The sequence below is a fragment of the Pelagibius litoralis genome, from assembly GCF_011683915.1.
GTDB classification, from domain to species: Bacteria; Pseudomonadota; Alphaproteobacteria; order Kiloniellales; family Kiloniellaceae; genus Pelagibius; species Pelagibius litoralis.
On sequence record NZ_JAAQPH010000003.1, the window covers coordinates 301,707 to 314,321 of the forward strand.

A 12,615-nucleotide genomic window follows, 5' to 3' on the forward strand; every position below is an offset into this window, starting at 1 on the left:
CGAGGAAACGGATCGCTGACAAGAGCCTTCAAAGAATTACAACCCTTGGGGGATGGTGACGGCTCCCGGTCCCGAGGGCATCAACCAGGAAGTTATTCCCGAGATTGCGCAGAGGTCTGAAATTCGCGATCCCCGGGCGGCTTAGGATCTCGTTTACAGTGTTCCGACGATACTCTCGGCTCGGCGTTCCGGGGCATCGAGAGCCCGGGGGGCCGGGCCCTTGCAAACCATCAGAGCGGAACCAGCAGATGCCCCCCATGGCTCGAAATCCGGTGCCTGCCGACAAGCGGAAGCTTTCCCAGGGCAACGATCCTTTGGCCGAAGCCATCAACCAGGCCGCAACCTTACAAGGCGGCACGCTCTCCCCGGATGAGCAGGAAAGCGTATTTGCCGTCTTTCGCCGGATTCTGCGGGACGCTGACGAGGCCGGGCGACGCAGGCTCTGCGAGGCGGTCAGGCACCTTGCCGTTCTGCCGCAGGATATCGTCCTGTCGCTGGCCAACGACCAGCCCTCCGTGTCGCTGCCGTTTATCGCCGAGACGCCGATGCTGCGCGACGCTGACCTGGTGAAACTGGTCTGGAGCGGCGACGCGGTCAAACAGGTCACCATCGCGGCGCGAGCCGGCCTGGGATCATCGGTCACCTCTGCACTGGCCGAAGTGGCGGGCCCCCGGGTTATCCTGACCTTGCTCGCCAACGGGTCCGCCGACATTTCCGAAGCCTCACTGCAGAGCTGTCTCGCGCGCTTCCCCGACGACGACGGGCTGCATCAAAAGCTTATCGGTCGCGACCGGCTGCCGCTCTCGGTCAGCGAAGCTTTGCTGGAGCGCACCACGCCGGTGCTTCAGCAAACCCTGCTCTCCCGCCATGCGGTTTCGCCTGCCGTCGCGCAGGAGGTTCAACGCCGCCGCGGTAGTGCGGCTCCCTGGTGGAGAATGCAGATTTTCTCACGTTGATCGGCGCGACAGGGATGCGCAGCCCTGGGGACGGCCAACGACGGGCCGGGCACCGTCAACTCATCCCAATAGTTGTAAATCTAATGATCAATGCGCCTATAGAATTTTAGATGCTAAAATGAATTCCCTAAAATGCTTAGGTTAATAAGAAAAACCTTGAATGAAATGGGTAATGTTTCCTCCGCATTACACGTTAACCAAGAAAAAAGGTGAAATTATCATCGAACGAAACAAATCTGTCACAATTCGTCTTGGTTTTTTGGGAATTGGCGAAGTAAATTAAGCCGGTAGTTGAGCCGCAGACCCCTCAACACAAAGGCAGCCAAGGTAGGGTCAAGAACCAGTGGGGGCTCTCCGGGAACGGTCTTCCGCATGTCTATTACGTTCAAGTAGAAAGTATATTCTCATATGGAAGACCTGTCGCCAGACCTGCTGGCCACCTTGGAGATTACCCCCAGCGTCAGCCTGATCGATCTGGCTCTTGCCCTGGTAACCAGTGCGATCCTGAACTTCGCCCTGGCCTGGCTCTACATACGCACGCACGGCGGATACTCCTATTCGAAATCCTTCGTGCAATCCATCGTCCTGGTCGGACTGATCGTTTCCCTGATCATGATCGTCATCGGCTCCGAAATCGCCCGGGCTTTCGCCCTGGTCGGCGCCATGTCCATCGTTCGTTTCCGCACCCCCCTGAAGGACAGCCGCGACCTGATCTTCATCTTCGCCGCAATCGCCATCGGCATGGCGGCCGGAACCGGGTTCTACATCTACGCGGCGATCTTCACAGGCTTCCTCGGCGCCATCCTGCTCGCCTTTCATGTGTTCAAGTTCGGTGACCTGGATCATCGCTCCTACGTCTTGAAGCTCCGCCTCGCGCCCGCCGACAAAGACACGATATCGGCCCTATGCCGCGAACACTGCCGGCACTTCGCCGTTGTTTCGATCAGCCGAAGCAGTGACGACGCGGCCGTGGAGGATGTCGTCTACGAGATCGATCTGAAATCGCGCATAAGCTATGGCGATTTCATCGAGAAGATCCGCGAAAAAGCCAATCCGCAGTCGATCAACCTCCTGGTCGGCGAAGGCTCGGTGAATGTCTGAACGCCGCAGGCCGAAGCGCGACGCTGAGACGGAGCATTTATCCCTTGGCGGTGCCGCTGCGGCTGCGGAACTGCGAAAAAAAGCCGGCCCCCGCCTGCCCCAGGCCTATACCAACCGCTATGAGATAAAGTACCTGGTGGCACCGCGCGACCTGGCGAAGGTCCGCGCCGCCCTGGCTGATCTTCTGGAACCGGATGCCCACAACGGCGCAGGTGGCGGCACCGGCGGCTACTACAATCACTCGATCTATTTCGATTCGCCGCACTATCGCTACTACACCGAAAAACACGAGGGTCAGTTGGCCCGCGTCAAACCGCGCCTGCGTTACTATCGGCCCGCGATCAATGCCGCGCCTTTGGCGACATTCCTTGAGCTAAAGGGCCGCTACGACAGGATCGTGGCCAAGCGGCGCGTCGAACTCGACCCCGATATCGCGCAGGAAATTCTGACCGCGGCAAACCCGGCCCAGTGCCTGTCCGGCAGCAACGATGCCGTGGCCAAGGAGTTCTGCTATCTGTCCGATCGCTTCAACCTTCAGCCCTGTGTGACCGTCCTTTATCACCGCGAGGCTTTCTTCAGCGATCTCTACAAGAGCCTTCGCGTCACCTACGACAGCGGGTTGCTATGCAGTCTTGCGACCCACTCGGAGATTCTTTCCGAGAGTTACATTCACGGCCTGCCCGGCGGCGAGACTGTGCTGGAAGTAAAATACAACGACCAGATCCCGAAGATTCTGCTGAGCCGCCTGAACGCGCTGGGTCTTCAGCAGCGGACCTTCTCAAAGTTCGCCGTGTCGCTGGAACGCTGCTTCGATCAGTTTCGCAGCCGCCGCTTCCGTGCGAGCCGCGTGATGTAACCGGATGAGATTGTTTCCATCGCCCGGGGTTTCATCGCTCCGGGGAAATTAAACACCTGCATTCAGACAGGAGAGGCAAAGAGGACGAAGATGAGTAACTGGCGTAGATCACTGAATGAGATTTCACGAAGGCTCCTGCTCGTCGCGGGCGCCGCCGCCTTGGTGCTGGCGGGCCAGATGGGCGCCGCTCAGGCGCAGACCGACCCCGCGCAGACCGACAAAGAGACACTGCGGGCGGTATCGCTGCTGTACCGCCACGGCGTAATCTCACCCAAATATGCCCCGCCGAAGAACGCGACCGAGTGGCCCATGGGCTTCAGTCAGTTGACGGCAGTGGGCATGCGCGGGATGTACGACCAGGGCGCCCGGCTGCGCAAGCGCTATATAGAAGACCTGGGGTTGCTGAGCGAACGCTACCACCGTGACGAGGTCTACGTGCGGGCCAGCAATACCGACCGCGCCCTGCAGTCGGCGCAGATGATGATGCTGGGGATGTATCCCCTGGGCATGGGTCCAGACCCCTCCACCTACGACCCCGGTCTGGAGGCCGCGCCCGGCGCCGATCTGGCCTTCACGCCCGTGCCGATCCACGCCGTCGGCCTGGAGAACGATGCGGTCATGCGGCCCTGGACCGGAACGGCCAGCTGCACCCGCTATCGCGACTTCGTCAAACGGCTCGCGAATACCGATCTCTATGAAACGCAGGGCAGGAAGCATGAAGATTTCCTGCGCCGCGTCTCTGCCGTCATGGGTGTGAACGAAGGGAAGAAAGCCGGCACCGTTCTCTATCTGATAAACGAGGTCTACGAGCCCCTCTCCGCAAACCAGCAGCACAGCCTTCCGCTGCCGGACGGCATCTCCGCCGAAGACATGGAGCAGATGAGCGCTCTGGCGGACTGGAACTATCACCACCAGTTTCTCGGCCGATCCGTCGGCCGGCTGACCGGGGGATCGTTCGTCGCCGAGGTATTGAAGAATTTTACCCGGGTAAGAAACGGTCATCCCGACGCCAGGCGCCTCTACCTCTACTCGGGCCACCAGCGCACCATGCTCGGTGTCGACGCCGCCCTGGGCATCGAAACGGCCAGAACCAGCGGACCCCTGTTCAAAGGGCGCGTTCCACCTCTGGCTTCCCACTACGCTTTCGAGCTGCATGAGGTTTCAAAGGGTGATTATGCCGTGCGCCTGAAGTTCGTTACGGACGACGGCGAGCAGACGATCCAGGTCCCCGGCTGCAGTTCGGGGATGTGCAGCCTGAAGACCTTCGCATCATCCGTCAGCGATGCGATACCGCGCAACTGGCGACAGGAATGCGGCGGCTGACCGGGGTCCGCGCAAGGCGCCGCTCACGCCCGGTGAAAGCGGGCCGCGGCAGCCACCGCGCGCGGCGACCCCAGCGTTAGCGGCGCGCTGTGCTGCACCTTGGCCAAACCGGCCGGCAGTACAAAGGTCACCACGGTACCCCTGCCAAGTTCGCTTTCGATCGCGAATTCGCCATCGTGCAGCTTGACCAGGGCCGCTGCCATGGGCAAGCCCAGTCCGGTGCCCTCATGCTGGCGGGTGTAGGGGTTCTCGACTTGGCCGAAGGGCTGCATAACGGTATCGAGCTTGCCCGCGGGAATACCGATGCCGTTGTCTCTCACGACAACGCGCAGGCCTGCTGTCGCTGACCATTCGGCCGATACCGTGATCTCGCCGCCGGGCTCTGTGAACTTGATGGCATTGCTCAGCAGGTTGAGCAGCACCTGACGCAGGCGCCGGCCGTCGGCGCGTAGAATTGGAAGGCCCGGCGCGAAATCCATGACAAGGCGCAGCTTACCCTGAATAGCCTTGTCTTGAACCAGCTCCAGGCAGGTTTCCGCCTCGTTCTGCAGATCGACGTCATCAATACTGAGGTCGGCTTTACCGGCCTCGATCTTGGAGATGTCGAGTATGTCGTTGATCAGCGCAAGCAGGTGATGCCCGGAGCCGTGCACCTGTTTCGCATAGTCGACATAGCGCGGATCACCAAGGGGGCCGAAGAGCTCCATCACCATCATCTCGGAGAACCCGTTGATGGCGTTGAGGGGCGTGCGCAGCTCATGGCTCATGTTCGCAAGGAACGACGTCATCGCCCGGTTGGCCAGTTCCGCCTGATCGCGGGCTTCTTCCAGCTCCGCTTCGCGCTGAACCTTCTGAGTCAGCAGCGCGCCGACCGAGTTGACCGCCTCATCCAGCTGCAGCAACTCCACCGAGGTGAAGGACGGTAAAGCCTCCGGCGAAACGAAAACCCCGTGACTGAAGTTCATCAGCCGCGCCGAAAGATTGTTCACCGGCCGGATCGCAAAGGCATTCACCAGCAGGAATATGAGAAGAGAGAGCAGCAGGCAGGCGCCGCCGACCGAAACGGCAATCACCAGGGTGTGTTTGGCTATCTCTTCCTGCAGGCGCGCGTTGTCCCAGACGAAGGTCATTCGGCCAAAGTTCTCACCGGCAAAGGTGACTGACTTGGCAATTTCGATGAGCTCATCGGACTGGTCGACGTCGCGCTGCCAGGCATAAAGAACGGTGCCATCCTCATTCACGATCTCAGCGGAGAAAAGATCCGGATCGCGAACGATCATCTGGCTCATGGTCGTCTCAAGGCGCGGAAGATCTTCGCTGAGAATGTCTTCGAGGGACGATAGGCGGACCAGGTCGAACTTTCGTTCCGCCTCCTCGATGGAACGCTCCGTCAGATAGGCCTGTTCAGTGTGGCGGATGACATAGCCCGCCAAGCTGCCGAGCAATATGGCCAGCGTCGCCAGGCCCAGCAACAGCTGCGTGCCGAGACGGAACCGTCTTCGGTGCACATCGTCGTCGTCGGGCCCGATGATACTGGGCATGGAATCATGCTGATCCATCTACTGCCTGCAAGCGCCTGCGGCGCCAAGTTTCAAGCGCCTCTGGCGCCAAAAGTTCACTGAACCAAAAAATTCACTGAAGCTGTGCGAAGAACTGCGGGTTCCGGCGAATGGCATCGCGGGTCGGTTCGTAGTCGCTGTCGTTGCCTTCGAAGAAACCGTCGAAGCGCAGGGCGCGCAGTGCACCGCGATCGTCTACGTTGAGCAGTGCCTGGCGCAGGGCGTCACGCACGCGCTGATCAAGGCCGGCGCGCGCCACCCAGGGCCGGGTCGAGTTGCTGAACTTGGTGAGGGCCCGGATCGGCACGCCCTTGTCAACAAGCTTCTGGAACGTGGTCTCTTCCAGGGCGCCGGCATCGAACAGACCGGAGCCGACGGCCCGTCCGACCTTGTCATGCCGGCCAAGATACTCATAGCGCTTCAGATCGCGCGCAAGGAGCCCTGCCTGCATCAGCGTCAACTGCGAAAAGTAGCGGCCGAGCGTCGAACGCTTGGACCCGAAAGCAAAACTCCTGCCGCGCAACTGAGACACTTCGGTCAGGGTGCTGTCTCTGTGCACCGCAATCACGCCGTCGAAAGACTTCGCCCCGTTCTTGTTTTCCATGGCCAGCACGGTGAGGCCGTCGTTTTCGTCCTTGGCGAAGATGTAGGAAGCCGGGCCAAGGCGTGTGAAGTCGGCTTCGCCATTGACGATCAGGGCGACACCGGCTTCATAACCTTTCACCAGCTGCATCCTGATCTCGACTTCCTCACCCAGAACCGCTGTGGCTTCACGGGCGATGGCGTCCAGCGTGGGCCGCAGCTGTGCGACCATGGCGGAGGGCTTGTCCGGGGCGTAGGTGCCAAAGGTAAGTACCACCTTCGCCTCGGTCGGACTCGACCCAAGGCCCGAGAACGCAGCAAGGATCAATGCGCCGGCAATCGAACGCATGACACTTCTGCGAGGAACTGAGAGGTTCATCGTGGTTACCCCGTCATAACAATAGGATTCGTATACTTGGGGCCAAGTAAAGAAGATCGAAGTTAATAAAACTTGAAACCTACTGCGTTAATTCAACCGCATTGAATATTCGCTGAAATCTTCAACCAGCAATTGCCGTACTGCAAAAGCCGGCGCGAGACGGCGTAAAGCTGCTGGGGCCGGCCCAAGGGTCGCTGTGATTGCGGGGCAACCCAGATCAGGCGCCGGACCTTGAACTCAGATCCCGGGAGTACTCTAGCCGCCCAGGTCTTCTTCCACAGGCGCCATGTGCGCGCGCATGAAGTAAACTTGGCTCGCCACGAAAATAAAAGTCAGGCCAAGAATGCCGAAGACCTTGAAAGTCACCCAGAAATCGGTGGATTGAGTCCGCCAGACCACTTCGTTCAATACTGCCATGGCAACAAAAAACCAGGCAAAACGGCTGGAAAGCTTGATCCATCCCGCGTCGTCCAGAGGCCAGGCCGACGCAAGCAGCGGCTTTAAAAGCGGGCGCTTGAAGAAAAGGCCGCCAAACAGAACAGCGGCAAACAGCACCTGGACGATGGTCGGCTTCATCTTGAAGAAGGTCTCGTCTTCCAGCCAAAGCGTCAGGCCGCCGAACACCCCGACCACCATAGCCGTGAGCAGGGGCATCGGCGGGATCCGCCGCTCGATCACGAACGACAGTGCCAGCGCGGCAGCGGTTGCGATCATAATGGCAAGCGTCGCCGCCATCAGGCCGTTCAGCCAGTAGACCGCAAAAAACGCCGCCAAGGGCCCGTAGTCGACAGCCGGCCGCAACCACGCGGGTGCTGGTGCCTTCATTCTGATACCTCTCATTACGCCCCACAGAGAGCGGGAGTACAGATCCAGGGACGAACTCCCCCAATATAGGCGCGCTGCGGGCCGGTTGCACCCTCCCAGCCGCACCAGCCTGCGAAGACCAGCCTTTGATGCGAATTCGCGCCAAAGACGCCCAGTCCTTAACAGCTTCTTAAAGCTGCTGTGACAGTTTCGGGGAACCAACCCGGATTACAACCAGGGAGCTGCTGAAAATGTTCCAACAGTACGCCTCTTCCGAGGACTTCGACGGGGCTTCGCCGCGAAAGCCTTCAGAGCTGCTGGATCAACAGGTGGCCCAGCGCGATCCCTTCATAGAACACTACTTCAAACGTATCGATCCGCAGCTGGCGGCAAGCTTCAGCGAGGAACAATGCGCGGCCATCAAGGAAATGTTCGGGGCCCGTGGCGTCGCCAAGCACGCGGTTGAGCTGCGTCGCTCCGTTCCGATCGGCTGGCGGCGCTACTACCTTGTGCTGCTGATGGGCCGCGAAAGGCGGACCTTCGACCGTCTCTTCAGCGAGGGCGCAACCACCCGGCCTTTCCTGCTGCTGGGCTACGCCATTACCGCCACGCTTTGGATGATCCCGGCGGTCGCCGTGGCCCTTGCGCTGCAGGCACTGCTGTAAGCCCAGCCTGACCGGTTCGCCGGCCAACCCTGACGGTGCCCGGCCGGGCGGCCTCTCCCGGAAGTATTGGAAAGCCGGCGGAGTATTGGAAAGCCGGCGCCGACGGCGCTATTCTCGGGCATGTCTTCTGCCCCATCAACAAACCCGGACGACGCCCCAAGTAACGCGGCTGACAACGGCGCTGCTTCCGGGCGCCGCAACACCGCGGCCCTGCTGACGCGCGGCCTGATGCGGTTCCAGTCCGATCTCGGCCTTGTCTGCCTTTCGGAATTCACCCTGCGTTCCGGACGGCGCGCCGACCTCATGTGCCTTGACCCCAAAGGCGGCCTGACGGTCGTCGAGATCAAGTCGAGCGTCGAGGACTTCCGCAACGATCAGAAGTGGCCGGACTACCTGGACTACTGCGACCGCTTTTACTTTGCCGTCCCGGAGAGCTTTCCCCAGCAGCTGATCCCCGCCGACCAGGGGCTGTTGGTCGCCGATGCCTATGGTGCGACCCTGATCCGGGAGGCCGAGGCCCGCCCCCTCAATGCCGCGCGCAGAAAGTCGGTCACCCGGCGTTTTGCGCAGCTTGCCGCACGCCGTCTGACGACCTTGCTCGACCCGGAAGGCTTCTCCGCGCCGCTCTGAAAGCAACGCCGGCCCGCACCCCCTCCCGGCCACCCAGTGCGATTATCCTGCTGGGTGGGCCAGAACCGATTCGACGTAAGTCGAAAACGTTCTAGCCATAGCCTGATCAGGAACGACTGCGCTCCAGGCGCTCGATCGTCGCCGTGGTCGAATGCCCGGGGGACAGGTCGGCCAGGACCACCCGACCGCCGTAGCCCTGCACCACATCGGCACCGACCACCTGGTCGACGCTGTAGTCGGCGCCCTTGACCAGGACGTCCGGCCGCAGCGCCTCGATGACCGCCATCGGCGTATCCTCGGAGAACACCACCACCCGGCTGACGCTGGCAAGCGAGGCCAGAACCGCCGCCCGGGCGGCCTCGCTCTGGATCGGGCGGCTCTCGCCTTTCAGGCGGCGAACCGAGGCATCGCTGTTCAGACCCACCACAAGGCGGTCGCAGGCGGCCTCTGCCTGATGCAGCAGAGAGACGTGACCCGGATGAAGCAGATCGAAACAGCCGTTCGTGAAGCCGATGCGCAGCCCGGCCTGGCGCCACCGCGCCGCCCGCTCCAAGAGTGTATCGAGATCGACGATCTTCGATTCCGCCGCCATCAGATCCGACGCATGAAGGGCCTGGGTAATCTCATGAGGCTGGGCCACCGCCGTGCCGAGCTTGCCGACGACGATGGCCGCCGAGGTGTTGGCAAGACCGGCGGCCTGGACCGGCTGCAGACCGGCAGCCAGAGCCGCCGCGAAGACCGCCACCACCGTATCCCCGGCGCCGGAAACATCATAGACCTCCCGCGCCCGGGCCTTCAGGTGATGGACCGGCGTGGCCGCCGCCGGCTGACCGGAACCTACCCCGGAACCTACCAGGGTCATGCCCTGTTCGCTGCGGGTCGCCAGAACGGCATCAATACCGCAGTCGTTCATGATCTTGCGGCAGGCAGCGACCACGTCATCGTCTTCCCGGCCGGCGAGGCCGCTGGCATCCTGCAGTTCGCGGCGGTTGGGCGTCACCCAGCTGGCGCCGCGATAGCGGGAGAAATCGCGCCCTTTGGGATCGACCACCAGCGCGCAGCCCCGCCGCCGGGCGGCATCGATAACGGCTTTGACGACGGCGGGGGTCAACAGGCCTTTGCCGTAGTCGGAGAGAACCACCGCCGCAGCCTCGTCCAGCGCCGAGAGCGCGGCGGCGATGACCGCGGCCTCGCCATCCCCGTCCAGCACACCCGAAGCCTCCCGGTCGGCCCTCAGGAGCTGCTGTCCGCCGGCAGCGAAGCGCTCCTTGATGGTGGTCGGACGTCCGGCCAGGGGCAGCAACTCAATCGTACCGTCGACAGGCGCCAGGCAACGCCCGGCGAGAGCGGCGACCTCCTCGCCGGCGGCATCCTTGCCGATCACGCCAACACCCAGCGGGCGGGCGCCCAGCGCGGCCAGGTTGCGCAGCACATTGCCGGCCCCGCCGAGCATGGCCGCCTCACGCTCGATACGCATCACCGGGATCGGCGCCTCGGGCGAGATACGCTCGACGCTGCCATAGACGAAGCGGTCAAGCATGATATCGCCCAGAACCAGGACCGGAACCGCCTTGAGGCGGCCAATCAAGGCTGTCAGATCGGTTTCTTCTTTCATGAACCACAACCGGCGATCCCGGCCCCCGCTTTGTCACGTCCGACGTTATGTCTCATTGCCCGCCGGAAACCAAGGCCCGGCACCAGATCTCCGCCTTCGCCCGGCACCGCCACCTCGTCCCTCGGTCGCCCTTCAACCTCGGGAAAGCGCCCGATAGCAAAGCCTTGGAAGGCCGGGCCAACACAACATGGCATGGGTTTATCCGAAAACGTTAACCGAAATGAAACATCGAACAGGGTACTTAGCTTACGCAGCTACTGAATTTGACGTATATCGTGGGAGCTAGCGTCAATCATGTCACGCCCTGCCGAGCAGTCGAAAATGCAGGAACAGGCCTTGCTGAACCACATCAAGCGCCTGGAACGCAGTGGCGGCGATTACTTCGCGGTTCAGGCCCACCTGTCACGATTGATCGACTTCGAGCGCCTGCCCGAATGCCTGGACATCGCCCGAACCATGATGGCGCGGGTCGCCAAGACCCACGATGCCAGCCTTTTTGACTTGTTCAACAAAGACCTTTTCCTGGTCTACAACCGCGCCAGCGTGACCCAGATCGACGAGGCCTTGAGTCGGCTCTGCCGCGTTCTTCGCGAGGACCCCTTCTTCGCCAGCGAGCCGGCGGCGGAACAGGCCTTCTGCAGCTACTTCGACCTGGAGGACGGCTATCAGGAACTGCTGAGCCGCGCGGAGTCGCTGGTCACCGAACGCGCCGAAAGAGACGCGACCCGGACCGCAGGCACCAAGAAGTCAAAACAAGCGCCGATCAGCCTTACCGACCTGGCCGCGGTCGAGAAAGCCATCGCCCAGGCCGACCTCTCGGCGATGACAAGCCGCCAGGCGGTCTGCGAGCTGGACGACAGCGGACAACCGCAACCGCTGTTCCATGAACTCTTCACCTCGATGAGCTCGCTGCGCGACACGCTGCTGCCGGGCCAGGATATCTTTTCCGACCGCTGGCTGTTCCAGTATCTCACCACAAAGCTCGACCAGCGTATGCTGGCTTGGCTCGGCAAGAACGACGATGCGACCCTCAAGCATTCCTTCAGCCTGAACATCAACATCGCCTCGCTGCTGTCGCCGCGCTTTCTCGAACTCGATGAACAGCTCGATCAGCCAAGACGCAATTCGATCATCATCGAATTACAGATGCAGGACATCTACGTCGATGTCGCCCGCTATCTCTTCGCGCGGGAATTCCTGTTGGATCGCGGCTACCGCATCTGCCTCGACGGCATCACCGAGCTTTCGCTTCCCTATGTGAACCGGGCGGATCTGGGCGCCGAACTGGTGAAGCTGCAATGGTCGAGCAGCCTGCGCAGCCAGGTGGAAGGAAAAAACCGCGACCGGCTGCGCGAGGCGCTGGAAAGGATCGATCCGAAACGGGTCGTTCTCACCCGTTGCGAGAGCGACGATGCGCTCGAACTCGGCAGCGAACTCGGCATCAAGCTTTTCCAGGGTTACTTCCTGGATCATCTGCTGAGCGAGAAGATCACGCGCGAAGAAGCGGGTGAACGCCTCGCCGCGGCGATGACCAGGCACCGCCGCTCAGCAACGCCGGCCACCGCGGCGGTCAGTTCCTAGGCGCGTACTTGGCCAGGATTCTCTGCAGGGTCCGCCGGTGCATGCGCAGGCGCCTTGCCGTTTCCGACACATTTCGATCGCACTGTTCGTAGACCCGCTGGATATGCTCCCAACGGACGCGGTCGGCACTCATGGGATTGCACGGCGGCGGCGGCAGTACTTCTTCCTGCTCCAGAAGCGCGGCTTCTACCTGATCGGCATCGGCGGGCTTGGGCAGATAGTCGGTTGCCCCGACCTTGACCGCCGCAACCGCGGTCGCGATGTTGCCGTAGCCGGTGAGCACGATGATCCTTGCATCTTCCCGCGCTTCGCGCAGCGCCTGCACGACCTCCAAACCGGATCCGTCGTCGAGACGCAGGTCGACAACCGCATAACCGGGGGCCGAGCGCTGTGCCAGGGCCAAGCCGTCAGCCACCGAATAGGCCGTCTGAACGGCAAAGCCACGGCGCTCCATGGCGCGGGCCAGGCGATCGCAGAACCGCTGATCGTCATCGACGATAACCAGCTCGCGCGGTGCCTCCAGGGTCTCAGCTTCGTTGGTCATGACGCTCTCTTACCTCTTGT

The 12,615-nt window shown here is 61.8% G+C and carries 12 protein-coding genes; 7 read left to right on the forward strand and 5 right to left on the reverse strand.

Annotated features, from left to right (window positions below):
- Nucleotides 1–257 precede the first annotated feature (257 nt).
- From HBA54_RS05725 to HBA54_RS05740, 4 genes are all read left to right on the forward strand, one after another.
- Entirely contained in the window at nt 258–956 is a 699-nt protein-coding gene (locus HBA54_RS05725) for a DUF2336 domain-containing protein (protein ID WP_167222275.1), read from the forward strand.
- 408 nt (nt 957–1,364) lie between these two features.
- Nucleotides 1,365–2,057, forward strand: a complete 693-nt coding sequence (locus HBA54_RS05730; RefSeq protein ID WP_167222277.1) for a DUF4956 domain-containing protein — start codon at nt 1,365–1,367, stop codon at nt 2,055–2,057.
- Nucleotides 2,050–2,913: a polyphosphate polymerase domain-containing protein gene (locus HBA54_RS05735; RefSeq protein WP_167222279.1), complete on the forward strand. Its 864-nt coding sequence runs from the start codon at nt 2,050–2,052 to the stop codon at nt 2,911–2,913. Before HBA54_RS05730 ends, HBA54_RS05735 begins: the two co-directional genes overlap by 8 nt.
- Nucleotides 2,914–3,003: 90 nt before the next feature.
- Entirely contained in the window at nt 3,004–4,236 is a 1,233-nt protein-coding gene (locus tag HBA54_RS05740) for a histidine phosphatase family protein (RefSeq protein ID WP_167222281.1), read from the forward strand.
- A 23-nt stretch (nt 4,237–4,259) separates the two neighbouring features.
- Here HBA54_RS05740 and HBA54_RS05745 read toward each other — a convergent pair whose 3' ends face one another.
- From HBA54_RS05745 to HBA54_RS05755, 3 genes are all read right to left on the reverse strand, one after another.
- Nucleotides 4,260–5,795 carry a sensor histidine kinase gene (locus HBA54_RS05745; RefSeq protein WP_167222283.1) on the reverse strand — a complete coding sequence of 512 codons (1,536 nt, stop codon included), beginning with the start codon at nt 5,793–5,795 and terminating at the stop codon, nt 4,260–4,262.
- 73 nt (nt 5,796–5,868) lie between these two features.
- Nucleotides 5,869–6,726, reverse strand: a complete 858-nt coding sequence (locus HBA54_RS05750; RefSeq protein ID WP_167222285.1) for a PhnD/SsuA/transferrin family substrate-binding protein — start codon at nt 6,724–6,726, stop codon at nt 5,869–5,871.
- Nucleotides 6,727–7,011: 285 nt separating this feature from the next.
- Nucleotides 7,012–7,581 carry a septation protein A gene (locus tag HBA54_RS05755; protein WP_167222286.1) on the reverse strand — a complete coding sequence of 190 codons (570 nt, stop codon included), beginning with the start codon at nt 7,579–7,581 and terminating at the stop codon, nt 7,012–7,014.
- A gap of 230 nt (nt 7,582–7,811) precedes the next feature.
- Between HBA54_RS05755 and HBA54_RS05760 the strand changes: the two genes are divergently transcribed.
- Both HBA54_RS05760 and HBA54_RS05765 read left to right on the forward strand, forming a co-directional pair.
- On the forward strand, nt 7,812–8,225 hold the full coding sequence (locus tag HBA54_RS05760) for a 3-phosphoshikimate 1-carboxyvinyltransferase (RefSeq protein ID WP_167222288.1): 414 nt from the start codon (nt 7,812–7,814) through the stop codon (nt 8,223–8,225).
- Between the two features lie 120 nt (nt 8,226–8,345).
- Entirely contained in the window at nt 8,346–8,855 is a 510-nt protein-coding gene (locus HBA54_RS05765; protein WP_167222290.1) for an MmcB family DNA repair protein, read from the forward strand.
- A 106-nt stretch (nt 8,856–8,961) separates the two neighbouring features.
- Here the strand turns inward: HBA54_RS05765 and rfaE1 are convergent, their stop codons facing one another.
- Nucleotides 8,962–10,470: a D-glycero-beta-D-manno-heptose-7-phosphate kinase gene (gene rfaE1, locus HBA54_RS05770; protein ID WP_167222292.1), complete on the reverse strand. Its 1,509-nt coding sequence runs from the start codon at nt 10,468–10,470 to the stop codon at nt 8,962–8,964.
- Between the two features lie 294 nt (nt 10,471–10,764).
- Between rfaE1 and HBA54_RS05775 the strand changes: the two genes are divergently transcribed.
- A complete protein-coding gene (locus HBA54_RS05775) occupies nt 10,765–12,051 on the forward strand; it encodes an EAL domain-containing protein (RefSeq protein WP_167222294.1) in 1,287 nt (428 codons plus the stop codon).
- Here HBA54_RS05775 and HBA54_RS05780 read toward each other — a convergent pair.
- Nucleotides 12,041–12,595, reverse strand: a complete 555-nt coding sequence (locus HBA54_RS05780) for an ActR/PrrA/RegA family redox response regulator transcription factor (RefSeq protein WP_167222296.1) — start codon at nt 12,593–12,595, stop codon at nt 12,041–12,043. The two genes, HBA54_RS05775 and HBA54_RS05780, sit on opposite strands and share 11 nt — an antisense overlap.
- Nucleotides 12,596–12,615: the final 20 nt, after the last annotated feature.

Coding starts and splice junctions, on each gene's coding strand:
- HBA54_RS05725 (WP_167222275.1), top strand. CDS start 258: ATGGCTCGAAATCCGGTGCCTGCCGACAAGCGGAAGCTTTCCCAGGGC.
- HBA54_RS05730 (WP_167222277.1), top strand. CDS start 1,365: ATGGAAGACCTGTCGCCAGACCTGCTGGCCACCTTGGAGATTACCCCC.
- HBA54_RS05735 (WP_167222279.1), top strand. CDS start 2,050: ATGTCTGAACGCCGCAGGCCGAAGCGCGACGCTGAGACGGAGCATTTA.
- HBA54_RS05740 (WP_167222281.1), top strand. CDS start 3,004: ATGAGTAACTGGCGTAGATCACTGAATGAGATTTCACGAAGGCTCCTG.
- HBA54_RS05745 (WP_167222283.1), bottom strand. CDS start 5,795: ATGGATCAGCATGATTCCATGCCCAGTATCATCGGGCCCGACGACGAC.
- HBA54_RS05750 (WP_167222285.1), bottom strand. CDS start 6,726: ATGCGTTCGATTGCCGGCGCATTGATCCTTGCTGCGTTCTCGGGCCTT.
- HBA54_RS05755 (WP_167222286.1), bottom strand. CDS start 7,581: ATGAAGGCACCAGCACCCGCGTGGTTGCGGCCGGCTGTCGACTACGGG.
- HBA54_RS05760 (WP_167222288.1), top strand. CDS start 7,812: ATGTTCCAACAGTACGCCTCTTCCGAGGACTTCGACGGGGCTTCGCCG.
- HBA54_RS05765 (WP_167222290.1), top strand. CDS start 8,346: ATGTCTTCTGCCCCATCAACAAACCCGGACGACGCCCCAAGTAACGCG.
- rfaE1 (WP_167222292.1), bottom strand. CDS start 10,470: ATGAAAGAAGAAACCGATCTGACAGCCTTGATTGGCCGCCTCAAGGCG.
- HBA54_RS05775 (WP_167222294.1), top strand. CDS start 10,765: ATGTCACGCCCTGCCGAGCAGTCGAAAATGCAGGAACAGGCCTTGCTG.
- HBA54_RS05780 (WP_167222296.1), bottom strand. CDS start 12,595: ATGACCAACGAAGCTGAGACCCTGGAGGCACCGCGCGAGCTGGTTATC.